The sequence below is a fragment of the Pedobacter sp. AK017 genome (assembly GCF_014200825.1).
Taxonomy (GTDB): domain Bacteria; phylum Bacteroidota; class Bacteroidia; order Sphingobacteriales; family Sphingobacteriaceae; genus Pedobacter; species Pedobacter heparinus.
The window spans coordinates 1-17727 of record NZ_JACHCW010000024.1 but is presented as its reverse complement, the minus strand read 5'-3'; the positions used below and the strand labels follow the sequence as shown (position 1 = coordinate 17727).

Genomic DNA, 17727 nt, shown 5'->3' with positions numbered 1-17727 from the left:
CCGAAGTACCCCTCAACGTTCGCTATCTCCTATAGGCAAACGGGCCAGCAAAGCACCGCCACAAGCAGGTGCAACAGCTGCCCGGTCTGCCGGATATGGTTCCTTGGGCTCCATCCACCAGACAAGGCTGCCAAGCCTGGGATGGTAGCTGGGTTTATAGCCGAAATAACCCTTCGCTTCCAGCTCCCGTAAACACTTGTGATAAGTAGCGATGGAGGCGACCTTGGAGAATGCCATCAGCTGCCGCCTGTTCACATTAAAAGGGCTGACGTATCCGCTTCGTTGCCAGCACACAAAAAGCGCTGTAAATAAACTGACATGGGTTGCCATCATTGCCGGGTCCAGGCTAATTCGCTTAACTCCCGCCGAATACTCCGCCAGCGGAGTAAGCAGGTCTGTTATTGGCGTCATCATTGAAAGCCTCCTTCCAGTAAAGCATGGATGTCCTCCAACTTGTAGTACATCATGGAGCCGATCTTGGTAAATCTCAGCGTACCATTGATGCGTAAGTTCTGCAAGGTGCCAGGTGAAATGCTGAGCAGTTTACGCACTTCCTGGCTCTTGAGCCATTTTTTGGATTCACCCTGAGCGGGCTTAAGCAAGAGCTTGATCTCGGTTAACAGGTCTTTCTTAAACGCGGAAAGATCCTCTTTGGTAATTACTTCAATTGCTGTCATAGGCATATTATTTTTAAGTGTTTAATTCTACCAGTGCAATTCACACTGATTTATTTTCAAAAAATCTCTATTAGAGATATATTTATTGGCCGCTATATAATCTAGTTTTTCTAAAATTGCAGCTGTGGACATCCATTGCTTCGGATGTTTTATGGGATGCCCTGACAAATACCTTAACTGTTCAATAGCTAGTAACAAAGTTGAGATTGATCGGATGAGTTGATTGACAAGTCTCATGCGATCCCTACACATACCGCGTATTCATCTCTTAGCCAAGCTATTTCAATGAGCCTCCTATTGTGATGTAAGCAGTCTACTGGTTTATCATTATTTCATGACATCTAAATTTCCTCCTTTCTAAATTTTTCTGCCACAAATGTGTAGACTCCGAGGAAAAAAAAATGACCATCCGTTCCCGAATGGTCATTTTTGAATGAAATGAAATCGCTAAAATAGGCAGCTAATCCATTAATTGACTGAAAGATGCATTATAGTAAACATCGCAATGAATCAGCTTCGTTTTGCCGTATTTTTAATTTGAAATAGTTTGAATTTCTCCTTAATAGCGGCATGCTTTACACCGGGATTGCGCTTATCGGCCGGAAAATAACGGGCGATAGAATTTAATTTAACCGCTTTGTCGCCCTCCTTAAAATGTTTACAGATCATTTTCATCCAGGCGGCCTGTGTTTGGGAAAACACCAATTCCTTACCGTCAGGGAGGGTAAGGTCCTGTAACTGCAACATCAGGTCCAAAAAAGTATCCAGGTAACCATCAGCAATCACCATATAATCCGAAGTCTCCAGTCGCCGTGCCTCTTTCAACTCATTGACCAGTTGCTTACACCTGGCTTCCAGTTCCGCATTTTCCATTTGCTGCCGGATAATGATGGATTCCTTTGTTTCACTATTGTTCCAACGGTCGATGCTTTCCAGGTATCCAATAGCAACATTCAATACCTCCCGCATCCCTAAAATGCCCGCATTCCCTTTTGCATAGGGAGATTTAAGCTTTAGCCGTGAGAGATCCTCCGTCAGCAGATCCCAAAGATATTTGTGAAATACCTGCTCCTCGGCTCCGGGCTGACTGGACTGGTAATATTTCAAATGGTACTGGTAAAAGTCAGGAAAGCGGGAACCGCCAATCTGGTAAATCTTCAGGTAGAGGAACCGGTTTAGCTGTTCACGGCGCCAATCCCACCAATTCCCGATGTCCAGTGTATCATTGGAAAAGTCGAATTTTCGCCGCGAACTAAAGAAAACAATACTCATAGGCTGAATGATATCTGCAAAAGTAACTAAATGGTTAATAAGAGCGTTAATAATTGATAACATAAGATTTATCACCTAATTTAATTTGGCATATTCACTTTTGTATCGATTGATTACGAAATTACAAAGAGGATTAAAATTTGGATGACCGAATAAATATTCACTGCATATGAGCCAGGAAATCTAGGCATATGAGAACGGGGAAAAACCTCGCTGAAAAAATTCGGGGAAGCGCAGCAAAGTAAATCTCGTAAGCAAAAAAAGCCAGCTACGTCGAAATGGAAAAAACTTACAACAAGAAAACCAACGGAAGCAGCCCTTTAGGTGTAAAGATGCTACCTAATAAAATTAAATTCTACCATTAGGTTCACCGTATTTTAATGAAAAGTTAACAGATGGCGCTGATTATCATTAGCTTTGTTAAGGGAAAATGGATTCTTCAGATAAATGGTAAAGTACAATTCACCGGAATGGACAGACTCGATGCTGCTGGATTTGATCCGGCTGGAGAATGATCGTGCCGCTTTTGCTGAACTGTATGACCGCAACTGGCATTTTCTTTACAATTCGATTTATAACATACTTCGACATCATGAAGACACGATGGATATTTGTCAAAGCCTGTTTCTTTGGATTTGGGAAAACCGTAACCAGATCGTCATCAAAACCAATTTTCGCGCGTACCTGTTCGTGGCGGCCAAATACAAGGTTGCCAATCTGATCCGGGGCGGAAAGGTTCGGGAAACCTTATTTGATGGCACTGCTTTTGAAAATATAACCGACGCCGCTTTTGATCCCCTGGAAGTTAAAGAACTCAAAAATCTGATTGACCAACTCATCAACGAGCTACCCGCCAAATGCCGCGAGATATTTCTGATGAGCCGCGAGGAGGAACTCACCCATAAGCAAATTGCCGCCAAATTGAAAATCTCGGAAAGAACGGTCGATGAACAGATTAGCCGTGCGCTGATCAAATTGCGTGTTCCACTGGGCAGACTCTCCAGTTTGATTCTCTTTCTGTAAATTTTATTTACTGATTTACAGTAACTTATGTTTTTATTGAACAAAATTCACAAAGCCTTGTAGGTGTACGTAGCCTTTTTTGTGCCATACACCAAATCCCGAAATACTATGGACAAGGAATTACTCAACAGATTGACCGAAAAAATAAATAAGGGCACTGCCTCAGCGGAAGAATTAGCGTTATTTAATGCCTATATGAACAGCCTTTCAAGGGCTGACGGCGATCAAGATTGGGCTGAGCAGCGGATGGGCGGGAGCGAAGCGGTCAGGAAAGAATTGTGGGAGCAGATACTTCCCATGCTGACCGAGACACGCCTGATGAAAACTTTCCCTTGGCGGCGCATTGCTGCTGCTGCCTCAGTGGTGTTATGCCTGTCAGTAGGTGGTTATTATCTGTTAAAAGACAAAACAGAAAATCCCGAGGTTATTGCGGCCAAACAGCAAGATTTCACGCCGGGTAGCAATAAAGCAATCCTAACCTTATCGAATGGTAAGCAAATTTTATTGGATGAAGCAGGTAAAGGGAAGCTTGCCGCAGAAGGTAATTCTGTGATCAATAAAATAGGGAACGGCCGGGTAGTTTATAACGATGACCGTAGCCTAAATGATAACGCAGCAAATGTCTTGAATACGATGGCAACACCGCGCGGCGGGCAATACCAGTTGACCCTTGCTGACGGTACGGATGTCTGGTTAAATGCGGCCTCTTCCATTACCTATCCGGCTACTTTTACAGGTAAGGATCGCGAGGTGGAGATTACCGGTGAGGTTTATTTCCAGGTGGCGCATAATGCGGACAAACCGTTCAGGGTAAAATCGAACGGACAAACGGTTGAGGTTCTGGGAACGCATTTCAATATCAATGCTTATGACAACGAGGCTGCTATCAAAACGACATTGGTAGAAGGCTCAGTTGCGGTAACCGCGAACAACCAAAAGAAATTCTTAAAGCCGGGACAACAGGCCATGCTGTCTTCCAATACACTTACAACCAAAAGTGTGGATATAAATGAGGAACTCGCCTGGAAACAGGGCTATTTTGACTTTACCGATGCGGATATAAAATCCATCATGCGCCAGCTTTCGCGCTGGTATGATGTAGATGTCGAGTTTGTGGGCCCTGTCACAACCGAAACCTTTACCGGCCGGATTTCCAGAGGCCGTAACATCAGTCAGGTCTTAAAAATTGTAGAAGGTTCAAAATATGTTCATTTAACTTTTGAGGAAAGGAGGATTATGGTCAGAATGTGACACGATTAGATACCATGATCCAAAAAATAAGGCCAGAAGTGCTTGTAACACAACCGGCCAGTACCTGGATTAATGGTCAATAAATTTCGCGAATAGATCAACAACTTAAACCAGACAAACAAACTTAGGCAATATTGCCCATTAAAGCAATATTGACGGTCTCTCATTTGGCCGCTAAGACTTTGTCACAAACAAAATGAAATGAATAAAAATTACCCAAAAACCGGATATGCTTTGCGGCACATCCATAAAATCCTGTTAATTATGAGGCTAACCACCGTCATATTGATTTTCAGCATCATGCAGGTCAGCGCAACCACATTCGCGCAGAAAATCTCTTTGTCTGAAAAGCAGACACCGTTATCCAAGGTATTTAAAAAAATAAGTCAGCAGAGTGGATATGACTTTCTGGTAGCTGCAAGCATGCTGAAAGGCACCAAACCTGTCACGATTGATATCCAGGGTGCTGAATTGGATGTAGTTTTAACGGCTATTTTTAAAGATCAGCCGATAAGTTATACGATCAATGATAAAGTAGTGACGGTAACACGTAAGGAAGAACCTTCTTTTTTTGAGCGAGTTTCGGCCCGATTTCAAGCGATTGATGTCAGGGGCCGCGTGGTAGATCCAGAAGGAAATGCACTTTCAGGTGCAACCGTAGCGGTGAAGGGTGGTGGAAAAAGCACTAGTACAAATTCCAATGGGGAATTTTATTTGGCCAGAATTAACGATGATGCCATGCTTATAATCTCTTTTATGGGATATATAACCAAAGAAGTTAAGGTAAAGGCGGAATTGGGTAATATTCAATTGGAATTGAGTCATTCTAAATTGGATGAAATTCAAATTATTGCTTATGGGCAAGTACAGAAGAAGTATAGCACTAGTAACATTCATGGAATAAAAGCATCGGACATCGCAAAACAACCGATAAACAACCCGTTATTAGCATTATCTGGAAGAGTGCCGGGACTATTTATTCAACAAACAGGTGGTGTATCTGGAGCTCCTGTAAACATCACTGTCCAGGGAAATAATAGCATGGCAAATAGTAACGATCCTTTTTTTGTCATCGATGGAATTCCATTTACTTCTAAAAATATTGCAACTGGATTACAAGGAACATCACAGCCGGGTACGACAGGAAGTACATTTAGCTATATAAACCCAGCAGATATTGAAAGTATAGAAATATTAAAGGATGCTGACGCTACTGCAATCTATGGCTCTAGAGCATCGAATGGAGCAATCTTAATAACTACAAAAAAGGGGAAAGCGGGCAAAACAGTTGTAGATGTAAATTCGCACGCTGGTTGGGGTAAAATAACTCGAAAGGTCAAAGTTATGAACACAGCCCAGTATCTAGAGACAAGAAATGAAGCATTTAAAAATGCTAATATTGTTCCATCGTCAGCCAACTATGACGTCAATGGAGTTTATGATTTAAATAAAAATACGGATTGGCAGGATGAATTGGTTGGCGGAACCGCTAAATTGACTAATATTCAAACGTCGATTTCTGGTGGCTCCGCGAACACACAGTTTCTTGCTGGAGGTGGATATATAAATGAAACAACTGTATATCCGGGTAAATTGGGTGATACAAAGGCAAGTTTTCATTTCAATGTCAACCATGTTTCTACAAACCAAAGATTTAAATTCAATTTCTCTGGAAGTTATTTACAAGACAATAATAAATTAGCAACTACCGATTTGATGAGCCCTGCTGTAAGTTTGGTTCCTAATGCTCCAGGTCTCTATAATTCTGATGGTTCGATTAACTGGGGACAATTACCAAACAATCCTACAACATACACCTTTACAGCGAATCCAATCGCTTTTCTATTCAAATCATACAATGCGAAAACCAATAATCTTATAGGAAGCAGTCTAATTGGCTATGAAATATTTCCTGGCCTAGAATTAAAATCAACACTAGGATACAACAAAATTAATACTGATGAGATTAGCATATTGCCCCTTAATAGTATAAGACCTGATCAACTTTCATTTATTGGTCGAGAAGGGAATTACGCTAATAAATTTATAGAGTCTTATATCGTAGAGCCGCAGTTGACATTTTCAAGAAAAGTATTTTATGGGCATGTTGAAGCACTATTAGGTGCCACATTCCAGAATAACGAGAGTTTTGTAGAGAACTTGAAGGGAAGGGGATATACGACTGATGAACAAATAAGTAGTCTCAGTGCTGCAACCACAATAACCGGTGGTTCAAGTAAAGCAAGGTATAAGTATACAGCAATTTTCGGCAGGTTAAATTACCGGCTTTACGACAAGTACATCCTAAATCTAACTGCAAGAAGAGATGGAAGTAGTCGATTCGGGTCTGAAAACTTATTTAACTATTTTTATTCTTTGGGTGCTGCCTGGTTATTCGGTAGTGAAAAACTAATAAAGGACAATTTACCATTTATAAACTTTGGTAAGTTGAGGGGAACATACGGTACTTCTGGAAATGACCAAATTGGTGACTATGGCTATCTTAATCTCTATGAACCCTATTCTTTTGATATCCCCTATCAAAATCAAATTGGACTGATTCCAAGTGGGCACGCCAATCCCTTTTTGCAATGGGAAGAGACAAAAAAGATTAATCTGGGATTGGATTTGCAATTTTTAGATAATAAATTCGGGTTTACAGCCAATTACTTTCAAAATCGTTCATCAAATCAGCTATTAAGAGACCCTACGCCTGTATATACTGGCTTTGCTAACTTTAGAAGAAATCTTCCCGCTACAGTTCAAAATACAGGGTGGGAATTCCTCTTTGATTTATCTCCGTTAAAAGTTTCTAAAGTAACTTGGAATACGTCGCTAAATTTAACTATCCCACGAAATAAATTGATAGCATATCCTAACCTGGCATCTAGTTCCAATGCAAACCGGTACGTGATAGGTGAGCCTTACAACATAATTAAGGTTTATCGATACATAGGAGTTAATGCCCAGACAGGGCTATATGAATTTATGGATGCTAAAGGCAATGCAACTTCAACACCTAGCAATCCTGTTGATAAAATAGCTCTTATCGACTTAAATCCAAGATTTTATGGAGGAGTCAATAACTCGTTTGGATTCAATGGGTTTAATTTGAGCTTTCTATTCCAGTTTACAAAGCAAAATGGAGTCAACAACAAGTTTGGAAATTATCCTGGGATTAATGCAATCAATCAACCGACTACAATTTTAACCCGTTGGAAGTCCCCGGGCGATATCACTGACATTCAAAAGCTTTCGTCTACTACCGCTCAAGTTTTCTCACCTCAGACCGCAGTAATGGCGAGTGATGCTGCTTATGGTGATGCATCCTATATTCGCTTAAAAAATGTCTCTTTGTCCTATAGCCTACCAAATAACATAATAAAGGCAGCGAAGATCTCCAGTCTAAGATTTTACTTACAAGGTCAAAATCTTTTGACAATAACAAAATTATTAACCGATCCCGAATCTCAGTTATTAAGTAGCCTTCCACCACTTCGTTTTTATACTGCCGGAATTCAATTAACTCTTTAATCTTAATATATCATGAAAGCGATTTCAATAACAAATTATAATACGAAAAGAATAAGACAAATAACGTTGGGTGGGATATTAGTTTTCTTCTTATTAGTCGGATGCAAAAAGTATCTCGAAATTGCCCCACCATCAAACAGCATAAATATGGGAAACGTCTATAATGAAAATTCAACTGCTTCAGCCGTTTTAACCTCGATATATGCGAGAATGAGTGGTACATTTTTAAGTGCAGGTCCAACCTCACTTTCCTTATTTCCTGAAATGTCAGCAGATAATTTAACATTGTATGCTACTGACTTGTCTTATACTCAATACTATCAGAATTCACTGGCACCAAATAATCCTATTAATTTTTGGTCACAATTCTATACCATCATCTATACAAGTAATGCGGCAATCGAGGGATTAAATGAAACTAAGAGGCTAAACGGAGTTGTAAAAACTCATCTACTTGGAGAAGCATATTTTATTCGTGCCTTTTGCTATTTTTATCTTGTTAATCTCTATGGGGATGTTCCGTTAGTTACTACAACGACCTTTAATACGAACATTCAACTGACAAGAACGCCAATTCAAGTCATTTACGGTCAGATACTGGATGATTTAATCGCTGCAAAGGCATTGCTGGATAATCGATATTTAGATGCTACTCTCCTTACTGAAACGCAAGATAGAGTACGTCCAAATCTTTCTGCTGTTAATGCGTTGATGGCAAGAGTCCAATTATATTTACGGAATTACACCGCAGCAGAAGCAGCTGCAAGTGACGTAATTAATCAAGGTACTATTTATTCTACTTCAATTGAGTTGACCCAGGTTTTTTTAAAAAACAGCAAAGAAACTGTTTGGGCATTACAGCCAGTGAAATTGAATCTAAATACAGATGAGGGTAATATGTTTTTTTTGCCTTCAGGCGGCCCGACCGGTAATAGCACTATAAATCCGGTTTACGCGTCCAAACAATTAATGGAAAGTTTTGAGATAGGGGACTTGAGAAAAAAAGTTTGGACTGGAAATGTGACAGTAATGCCATTAGGTAAAACCTATTCATTTCCAAGTAAATACAAAATAAAATCAGGTTCTGGTCCCGTTTCCGAGTATCCAATTGTATTACGACTTTCAGAACAATATTTAATTAGGGCGGAAGCGAGAATCATGTCTAATAATGTTGCTGCGGGCGTTGAAGACTTAAACGTACTTCGGATACGTGCTATCGATAACTCTCTTAATCCCACAGACCGGTTAAAATTACTATCAACATCGATGAGCAAAGATGATGCAATTAAAGCAGTAGCTCATGAGCGTCAAGTCGAACTATTTACAGAATGGGGACATAGATGGTTCGACCTCAAACGTACGGGAAAAATCGACGAAGTCATGACCGTCGTTTCACCTTTAAAAGGTGGGGAACCATGGGATTCTAATAAGGCATTGTATCCAATACCTTTTACTGAAATCAACTCTGCGCCACAACTTAAACAGAACCCCGGATATACAAATTAATTAAGAGACAGTTCTTTCCTCCATTTAAAAATTGGTGAATCGATATGCATCAGTGCAAAGTCAGTCACTGACTCGATGGAGGAAAGATTGTTGCCTTCAATTCAAAACATGAAAATGAAAAAAACTTCGAAGATCTATTTCAATCTATTAATCCTTTTAATAACAGTTAACTCAGCTTTTCCGTTGATGAGTTATTGCCAGACTCAGTCAGCCGGGGTGATATTCTTAGAAGCAAAAAACTGGAGTGAAATACTAGCGGTTGCAAAAAGTGAAAACAAACTAATTTTTGTTGATGTAATGGCCTCTTGGTGTTTGCCATGCAAAAAAATGGATCAAGATGTCTACAATTTGAGTAATGTGGGAGATTACATAAATAAAAGCTTTATCGCTGTAAAATTGCAAATTGACACATCGAACAAGGATTCAGACTACACTAGGTCATGGTACCACGAATCTGAACTCATTAGTAAAATTTATAATATACGTTCTTTGCCGACGCTTCTGTTCTTTAATTCAATGGGTGATTTGAAATACGTTGAAACTGGGTATAAGAACCAAGTTGATTTTTTAGAAGTGGCTAGGAATGCGTTAGATTCGAATTTCGATTTGTTAATCAAGCAATACAGAAATGGCTTAATTGAAGACCATGAGTTATTAAAAATTTCATTGCAGTCTAAAAAATTTAAACAAGATAGTTTGTCCTTTTGTTTGGCAAGAACATATAAAAATAGACTGTTGAGACACGGCAGTTTTGAGCAAAATCTTACTCCGGAACACGTTGATTTTTTTTGGACGTTCAGAACATTATTTGACATCAACGACGAAATTTTTAAATACTTTCTTTCACACAAATCAATTGCCGACCACCTTTTGCACTCAATTGGATTCTCAAAATCCTTTACTGATGACGTAATATCCAGATATTTGGAAAACTCTTTAATCAGAAAGACTAAGAACGAAGTAATTAAATTTCCAAAATGGGATTTACTGGAAAAAAAGCTATCTGATCAATTTGATAAAGAAACTGCACATAGAATAATTTTAGTGTCGAAAACTAAATATTATTATGAAAAAAAGGACTGGAATAATTACATCAAATTCAATATGGAAAGGATTGCATTTGAGGGAATAAGCGTATCAGGTATAGGCGCAATTTCAATCAATAACTTTATTTATGATATTGTCTTCAAGCATAGTTCTGACCGAGCAATTCTAGAAAAATGTATCGATTATATGGAATTCATATTAAAAGCTGATCCCGATAGTTACTCAAGAATAGACACTTATTCATGTGTTTTATATAAGGCCGGGCACAAACATAAAGCCATTGAGCAGGAAGAAAACGCAATTTTGATCGCTAAGAAGAAAGGAGATCAAAGGAGTGTAAAGGAGTTTCAGGATAAAATTGATAAAATGAAAAATAACGATCGGATCTGGGAATGAATCTAAAATTTCCCTAAAAGTATATTTTTAGTTTAAACCCGAAAATTACTATTGTAACAACAATCTATTTTATGAATAAATTTTTAAAAATATATTTAATTCTGCATTTATTGTGGATAGCTTGCTATAGCCAAAAGAAATCAATTGCCGTAGATACTTATAAAAGTTGGGCCAAAGTTAGCCGTCCAGGTATCAGTAATGATGGACTATATGCGTATTACAGGCTAGATAATCTACCGATTGGGAGCAGCTCCAATGTAGTCCTGTCAACTGATAAAAAATGGAGTGTACAATTTGGGTATTTTAATGAACCACAATTTAGCAAGGATAGCAGAAAGCTATACTGTATGTTACCGAACGACACTTTAATGATGGTTGACTTAAAAACGCATACGGTACATAAAACAAGCGACATTCGGTCCTTTAAGCTATTCATAAAGGACAATAAAGAGTGGATTGTAGCTTGTTTTAAATCTGCAAATCTAGTTAATTTTCAGAATTTAAGCTCTAACGAAAGTTTCAAATTTTCTAATGTACAGAGCTACCTCATATCAGAAAATGGTAAATACATACTGTTAAAATCTCACGGTTCTCAGGGAAATGACAGCCTGACTACAATAACTTTAGTTGAATTAAGTAGCAAAAATGAAAAAGTAATATACAAGGGTAACGCTAAAGTTGGACAAATGGTTTTTGATAAAGCCGGCAATCGAGTAGCCTTTACTGCTAATGAAGTTAATGGGAACACTATTTACTTTTATGACTCAAGTTTGCAAATTGCCAAAGCTTTTATTAGTGAGAATTTATTGATATCTAACTTTAAAACCAAGCTCCCAGGTGAAAATAGTTTAAAGTTTAGCATAGATGGAAGGAAATTATTTTTTATGACTGAGGAAGTTATGGAGAACACCCCAGAATCTGACCCTAATCTAATTATTTCAAGTTATAGAGATTCCTATCTTCGTAACTTTCAGTCCGCTGCTGGGCGGGTGCCAATTCATCATCAATCCGTCATAAATGTTACAAGCGGAACAATCATAGAATTAACGAATAAATATGACGAGTTAATTACTCAACCAACTCAAGCCCCTGACGACTATTTAGTGATCGAATCGACGACAACTGAGTCTCGTGCTGACTGCTTTATTACCTATCTACAGAAGAAATCTTATTTTATTTGTTCAACAGAGACTGGGGAGCGAATTCCAATTAAAATTGACAGCAAGGCAGCACTCCAGGGAATTAATATCTCGCCAACAGGTAAATATTTAATTTATTATGATCAGGAGAAGAGAAGTTACTTTTGCTATTCAATTGATTCAAGAAAAAGTTATCCTGTGCTTTCAAATAAGCATGAAAATTTGGTGAAAATTGATAAGTCTGAATACCCAAATTCATCTTTCTATTGCGTGGGAGTTGCTGGTTGGCTGCCTAACGATAAGAGTGTACTCATTAATGGTACCTATAACATTTGGCAGATTGATCCAGAAGGCAAAAGGTTGCCAATCAATTTAACAGGAAAAATATGTCAAAGGGACAGCATTGTCTATTATGTGCCGACTGATAGATATCTAATCGATATCCACAACACTGGCAGTATACTAATTTCGGCGTTTAATTTAAAAAATAAAGATTATGCTTTAATAAACTTCAAACTAAATCAACATTTTGATAAACAATCTTTGACTTTTAAGTCGATATATACTGGAGAATTAACCAAGATATACACCAACCTGTCTAATTCATATTTAGTCAAGGCTAAAGACACCCAAGCATTTTTAATTCGCCTGGAAACTGCAACTAATGAACCAAACTATTTTTTTACTAGAGATTTGAAAGATTTTTCACAACTAACAGCATTGAATCAATCAAGAAATTATAATTGGTTAAGAACTGAGTTACATAATTATGAGGACAGCCTAGGCACTAAACTTGAGGGAATTATGTATAAACCAGAAAACTTCGATTCACAAAAGAAATACCCAGTTGTATTAAATTATTATGAAGTAAAAAGCAACGAATTAAATCAATTTCCTTCGCCTGATTTTCTCCACGGAGATATCCCAATTGCATGGCTTGTAAGCAACGGATATATTGTGTTTAAAGTAAATATTGCAGGTTCCGCGAGAGATGCAGGGGAAGCGGCCTTAAGGTCAATAAATGCAGCGGCAGATTACCTTAATACTTTTAATTGGGTAAACAAAACGAAAATTGGCATTTCAGGTCACAGCTTTGGCGGTTATGAAACTAATTTTATTGTGACACATTCAAAAAGATTTAGTGTTGCAGTTTCTGCGGCTGGTATAAGCAATTTGATTGATTTTTACGGTGAAATGGGTGATCGCGCACCATTATTTGTTCAATATGATCAACTTAAAATGATACATAGTGTTGTGGAAAATCCAATTAAGTATATCGAAAAGTCACCTATTGTATTGGCTAATAAAGTAGCTACGCCATTATTATTAGTTCATAACTATCGTGATGATAGCGTAGATATTAAACAAAGCTTATTGTTTTTTGGTCAATTAAGACATTTGAAAAAGAAAGTTTGGATGTTGAATTATAGAAATGGAGACCACGGAGTACTTTCATCTTATCGCACCGATTATTATACTAAACTCTCACAATTCCTTGATCATTATTTAATGGGCAAGCCAATGCCCGATTGGATGAGAGAACATAACTAACATTAAGTCATAATATTTATCCAGGGTTATAGTCTAACCCCTCCTGAATACACTAAATGAAGATTTTTAATATAACCCTTTTTGTAGGTTGGCTAATCTATCCATCTGTTCCATTGATGGCGTATGAATATCATGTTACTATTAATGGTGATGACAAAGCACTGGGGAATTTAAGGCGACCTTTCAAAACCATTAACTATGCTGCCAGCGTTTCAAAGGCCGGTGATGTCATCACAGTACATGAAGGCGTGTACAGAGAGTTGGTGGCACCCGTTGTTGGTGGGACGTCAAATAATGAAAGAATTGTCTATCGCACTGCTCCTGGTGAAAATGTAGTAATTAAAGGCTCAGAAATTGTAAAAGATTGGCATCCTGTTGAACACAAAAATGGATTGTGGGAAGTCAGTTTGCATGACTTCTTTTTTGGGAATTACAATCCTTTCAAAGAGTTAATTTATGGTGACTGGTTCTTCCCAAAGAAACCACTCCATACCGGTGAGGTGTTTATTAATGGTAAAGCACTGCAAGAGCATGTTAGCTGGAGTTGCAAATCGGAAGATGGACAAACCATAATTATAGCGAATTTCGGGGTTATTAATCCTAACAAGGAACTTGTAGAAATCACGGTGCGTCCATCTTGTTTTTACCCTAGCAAAACTGGAGTGAATTATATCACAGTTCGGGGTTTTTACATGAGCCAGGCAGCAACTCAATGGGCCGCCCCCACAGCCGAGCAAGTAGGGCTAATTGGGACGAATTGGAGCAAGGGTTGGATCATCGAGGATAATATCATCTCGGATAGCAAGTGTGTCGGAATAACGCTAGGTAAAGACCGGAAATCAGGTAATAATGTGTGGTCAGTAGATATGAGCAAGGACGGAGCGGACCTTTATAATGAAATGATAGTCCGTGTGATTGATGCCGGATGGAATAAGAAAAACATTGGATCGCACATCGTTCGGCGAAACAAGATATTTAATTGCGGAGCGGCTGGAATTTGCGGAAGTTTTGGCGCGGCCTATAGCCAAATTTTGGATAATGTAGTGCATGATGTGTATTCGCGTAGGGATTTTTATGGGGCAGAGATGGCTGGGATGAAGTTTCATGGTGCTATAGATATGGTGATTAAAGGGAACTATGTATCTAATTCCTTCATTGGTCTTTGGCTGGATTGGATGGCACAAGGAACTAAAGTCTCAAATAACGTATTTGCAAATAATGATTATGCTGACTTCTTCGCTGAAGTAAATCACGGCCCATATGTGGTAGAAGAAAATCAATTTCTGTCGGTGTTTTCTCTTAAGGACTGGTCGGAAGGCGGAACATTTCGTAAGAATTATTTTGCCGGCTTGATTTCTCGCGCGCCACAGGATAGAGCAACCCCCATATTTAAATCCCACAGCACCAAAATTCTGGAAGTGAAGCCAATTTGTGGGGGTAATAATGTCTTTATAGCAAACACATTTGCTGATGGCATGGGTGTCCAGCCAAATAGGCCAAAGATGCATGCGATGGATCAGGAGGATCAGCTGATTGGTTATGGTCTATCAATATATCACAACGCTGCTTTGCCGGTCATGGCCAGACGAAACAAATTTTTAGGGAAAGCTCAATCTTTAAAAAAATGAATTCCAGTAGAACTAATTAAAACTATTCATAAATGAACATTAAACAATTTTTATCAGCTGTTGCGTTGTTAGGATTTTCCTTAACGGCTACGGCTCAAAATAATTACAAAATGCAAAATGTGCCTATCAAAACCAGATGGGCAAAAGATGTTTCTCCTGCAAATGCGTTGAAGGAGTATCCGAGGCCTCAAATGATGCGTAAAAACTGGACAAACCTTAACGGGCTTTGGGATTATGCAATTACAGTAAAGGATGCTGCTAAACCTGCGTCGTATTCAGGTCAGATCCTGGTACCTTATCCAATTGAGTCTGCGCTTTCTGGTGTTAAAAAGCCATTACAGCCAACAGAAAACTTGTGGTATAAGCGGTCATTTAATCGCCCGGCTACAAAAACTGGAGAACGTGTGATACTTAATTTTGGTGCAGTGGATTATGAAGGGACAGTATTTGTAAATGGCACTGAAGTAGGCAAACACACCGGTGGATATACTGCATTTGCTATTGATATTACCGAAGCCTTGAAGACAGGTGCCAACGAGCTAGTAGTTAAAGTCTTCGATCCAACAGATCAGGGAGTAGGACCCCATGGAAAGCAGGTGCTGAACCCAGCTAATATATACTATACACCGACTTCCGGTATGTGGCAAACGGTATGGATGGAGGTAGTTCCCGATGCGCACATCAAAGACTTTATGATTACCCCGGATATTGATAAGGGTATTTTGCGATTGAGTGGCACTTTTCCGGCTGGCTACACCATTGAAGCTACTGCATTGGATGGTGCAACTGTGATAAGTAAGGTTTCCGGTAAGGCTGGGACTGAACTGCAAATCCCTGTAAAAAATGCCAAATTGTGGACACCGGCAAAGCCTTTCCTTTATGATCTGAAGTTGAAGCTGAAACAAGGCGGCACGGTGGTCGATGAGATCAGCTCTTATTTTGGTATGCGCAAGATCGCTGTAGCCAAAGATGCGGCTGGAATTGACCGTATCTTTTTAAACAATAAGCCTTACTACAATTTAGGAACTTTAGACCAAGGCTTCTGGCCGGAGGGTTTGTATACCGCGCCTACTGATGAGGCGCTGGCATTTGACATCAAAGCGATCAAAGCCATGGGCTTCAATACCATCAGAAAACACATTAAGGTTGAGCCAGCTCGCTGGTATTACCATGCTGATAAAATTGGTATGCTGGTATGGCAGGATATGGTGAACCCCAATCAAAGGTTGCCGGAAGGAAGTAAGGCTGCCTTTGAAAAAGGCTCAACTGAGACATTGTCGCAACTCCACAATTACCCGTCCATCATTACCTGGGTATTGTTCAATGAGAAGTGGGGACAGTATGACCAGGAGCGCCTGACCAAATGGATCAAAACAACTGATCCTTCAAGGATTGTGAATGGCCATTCGGGTGAACTGCTGTATGTGAATGAAGTGCTTCGCTCACCATCCCCGAATGCTTATGTAGCTGCTGATATGACGGATGTGCACGCGTATCCTGATCCGATGAATTCGTTGCGTATGCCAGGTAAAGCGCAGATTTGTGGGGAATTTGGAGGTATAGGGGTATTTATTCCAAACCATCAATGGCTGACCGGTTCTGCCTGGGGTTACATCCAGGAGAAACCAGCAGCCTTGAAAGCCAAGTATACAATCATGAACCAGCACCTTCAACTCTTTCATAAAGACGGTCTGTCCGGATCGATCTACACCCAGCCGTTTGACGTCGAAGGTGAACAAAATGGATTGATGACCTATGACCGTGAAGTGGTAAAAATCCCATTTGCAGAATTGCGCAAAATTCATTCGGTTTTAAACCCTGATATGGGTACTATTCCAGATGTAACGGCACAGAACGCTGATCTTACAGAACCTGCGCAACTATATAGCGGGCTGTTCCAGCAGTACATTGACGGTAAGAAAGATGCGGCATTTTTAAAGCAACTGGCGATGATGGCCACACAGGCGGGTGATAAACCCGGAGCCGCTTTGATTGGTTCGGAATACATTGCCACGATGAAATCTCCGCTGAGCGAAGATGATGTCAACTCGGTAGCTCAATTTACCAAAAGCACGAAGGACGCAGGTTTTCAGCTGATGCTGAAGAACGAGTCGGACTTTAAAAAAGTGCTTGGCGACAGAAAATATACTACGACGATGATGAACCTAATTTTTAAAGGCGAAATGGAACCGTTGATGCAGAAAAAAGCAAGCTGGGACGAAATCGGGAAAGCGGTGGCAGGTTATGGTGCCGCAGGTGAAGAGATTCTCCTCCGTGCCAGAACGATTGATTATTACAATACCCAGACCTGGACGGAATATGTGCCCGTGGCTACGGAATACCTGGCCAAATACGGCACAAATCTAAGCGAGCAAGAAAGAACAATGTTTCAAACTGCCATAGATCAGCACAAATAAGTATGAAGAATAAAAAGATCAGAAAAGAAAAGCTGTTTGCGAGCGTAAGTTATCCAGATGGAAAAATGCTGAAAGTATACCAGGTAATTAGTGCAGATGAACTGAAGAAGCTAGCAAAAATGGTTGAACAGGATAAGTTTGCGTTTTCAAATATTGCCCAGGCCATTTCAGTGAATTAGTATATGTATAAAATATTCCACCTATGGATGGTTAGTTAAGTTGATTCTATATAACAAAAAATGGAACAGTTTGAAAAGTTAGGTAAATTTAGGTATAGCTTTCATCA

General features: G+C 39.4%; 12 protein-coding genes. 9 read left to right on the top strand and 3 right to left on the bottom strand.

Translation table 11 applies throughout. From position 1 onward, the window contains the following. Positions 1 to 12: 12 nt before the first annotated feature. From HDC92_RS23395 to HDC92_RS23385, 3 genes are all read right to left on the bottom strand, one after another. Positions 13 to 414 (bottom strand): hypothetical protein, encoded by a 402-nt coding sequence (locus HDC92_RS23395; protein ID WP_255484659.1) that lies wholly within the window; start codon positions 412 to 414, stop codon positions 13 to 15. After that, positions 411 to 677, bottom strand: coding sequence for a helix-turn-helix domain-containing protein (locus HDC92_RS23390; RefSeq protein ID WP_183877322.1), 267 nt, complete (start codon positions 675 to 677; stop codon positions 411 to 413). Before HDC92_RS23390 ends, HDC92_RS23395 begins: the two co-directional genes overlap by 4 nt. A gap of 510 nt (positions 678 to 1187) precedes the next feature. Then, positions 1188 to 1949 carry a hypothetical protein gene (locus HDC92_RS23385; RefSeq protein WP_183877321.1) on the bottom strand — a complete coding sequence of 254 codons (762 nt, stop codon included), beginning with the start codon at positions 1947 to 1949 and terminating at the stop codon, positions 1188 to 1190. 447 nt (positions 1950 to 2396) lie between these two features. On the opposite strand from HDC92_RS23385, the gene HDC92_RS23380 reads away from it, so the two are divergent. From HDC92_RS23380 to HDC92_RS23340, 9 genes are all read left to right on the top strand, one after another. Then, complete coding sequence (locus HDC92_RS23380) at positions 2397 to 2972, top strand: RNA polymerase sigma factor (protein WP_183877320.1); 576 nt, start codon at positions 2397 to 2399, stop codon at positions 2970 to 2972. 108 nt (positions 2973 to 3080) lie between these two features. Beyond that, positions 3081 to 4223, top strand: a complete 1143-nt coding sequence (locus HDC92_RS23375) for a FecR family protein (protein WP_183877319.1) — start codon at positions 3081 to 3083, stop codon at positions 4221 to 4223. Positions 4224 to 4424: 201 nt separating this feature from the next. After that, positions 4425 to 7757 (top strand): SusC/RagA family TonB-linked outer membrane protein, encoded by a 3333-nt coding sequence (locus HDC92_RS23370; RefSeq protein WP_183877318.1) that lies wholly within the window; start codon positions 4425 to 4427, stop codon positions 7755 to 7757. Positions 7758 to 7769: 12 nt separating this feature from the next. Continuing rightward, positions 7770 to 9263: a RagB/SusD family nutrient uptake outer membrane protein gene (locus HDC92_RS23365; RefSeq protein WP_183877317.1), complete on the top strand. Its 1494-nt coding sequence runs from the start codon at positions 7770 to 7772 to the stop codon at positions 9261 to 9263. 108 nt (positions 9264 to 9371) lie between these two features. Continuing rightward, positions 9372 to 10706, top strand: coding sequence for a thioredoxin family protein (locus tag HDC92_RS23360; RefSeq protein WP_183877316.1), 1335 nt, complete (start codon positions 9372 to 9374; stop codon positions 10704 to 10706). Positions 10707 to 10777: 71 nt separating this feature from the next. Continuing rightward, entirely contained in the window at positions 10778 to 13396 is a 2619-nt protein-coding gene (locus HDC92_RS23355) for an alpha/beta hydrolase family protein (RefSeq protein ID WP_183877315.1), read from the top strand. A 56-nt stretch (positions 13397 to 13452) separates the two neighbouring features. Next, positions 13453 to 15024: a DUF1565 domain-containing protein gene (locus tag HDC92_RS23350; protein WP_183877314.1), complete on the top strand. Its 1572-nt coding sequence runs from the start codon at positions 13453 to 13455 to the stop codon at positions 15022 to 15024. Positions 15025 to 15056: 32 nt separating this feature from the next. Continuing rightward, the gene (locus tag HDC92_RS23345) at positions 15057 to 17441 is read left to right on the top strand and encodes a glycoside hydrolase family 2 protein (protein WP_183877313.1); all 2385 of its coding nucleotides are present in this window, start codon (positions 15057 to 15059) and stop codon (positions 17439 to 17441) included. A gap of 2 nt (positions 17442 to 17443) precedes the next feature. Further along, a complete protein-coding gene (locus HDC92_RS23340; protein WP_183877312.1) occupies positions 17444 to 17620 on the top strand; it encodes a hypothetical protein in 177 nt (58 codons plus the stop codon). Positions 17621 to 17727: the final 107 nt, after the last annotated feature.

Coding starts and splice junctions, on each gene's coding strand:
- HDC92_RS23395 (WP_255484659.1), bottom strand. CDS start 414: ATGATGACGCCAATAACAGACCTGCTTACTCCGCTGGCGGAGTATTCG.
- HDC92_RS23390 (WP_183877322.1), bottom strand. CDS start 677: ATGACAGCAATTGAAGTAATTACCAAAGAGGATCTTTCCGCGTTTAAG.
- HDC92_RS23385 (WP_183877321.1), bottom strand. CDS start 1,949: ATGAGTATTGTTTTCTTTAGTTCGCGGCGAAAATTCGACTTTTCCAAT.
- HDC92_RS23380 (WP_183877320.1), top strand. CDS start 2,397: ATGGTAAAGTACAATTCACCGGAATGGACAGACTCGATGCTGCTGGAT.
- HDC92_RS23375 (WP_183877319.1), top strand. CDS start 3,081: ATGGACAAGGAATTACTCAACAGATTGACCGAAAAAATAAATAAGGGC.
- HDC92_RS23370 (WP_183877318.1), top strand. CDS start 4,425: ATGAATAAAAATTACCCAAAAACCGGATATGCTTTGCGGCACATCCAT.
- HDC92_RS23365 (WP_183877317.1), top strand. CDS start 7,770: ATGAAAGCGATTTCAATAACAAATTATAATACGAAAAGAATAAGACAA.
- HDC92_RS23360 (WP_183877316.1), top strand. CDS start 9,372: ATGAAAATGAAAAAAACTTCGAAGATCTATTTCAATCTATTAATCCTT.
- HDC92_RS23355 (WP_183877315.1), top strand. CDS start 10,778: ATGAATAAATTTTTAAAAATATATTTAATTCTGCATTTATTGTGGATA.
- HDC92_RS23350 (WP_183877314.1), top strand. CDS start 13,453: ATGAAGATTTTTAATATAACCCTTTTTGTAGGTTGGCTAATCTATCCA.
- HDC92_RS23345 (WP_183877313.1), top strand. CDS start 15,057: ATGAACATTAAACAATTTTTATCAGCTGTTGCGTTGTTAGGATTTTCC.
- HDC92_RS23340 (WP_183877312.1), top strand. CDS start 17,444: ATGAAGAATAAAAAGATCAGAAAAGAAAAGCTGTTTGCGAGCGTAAGT.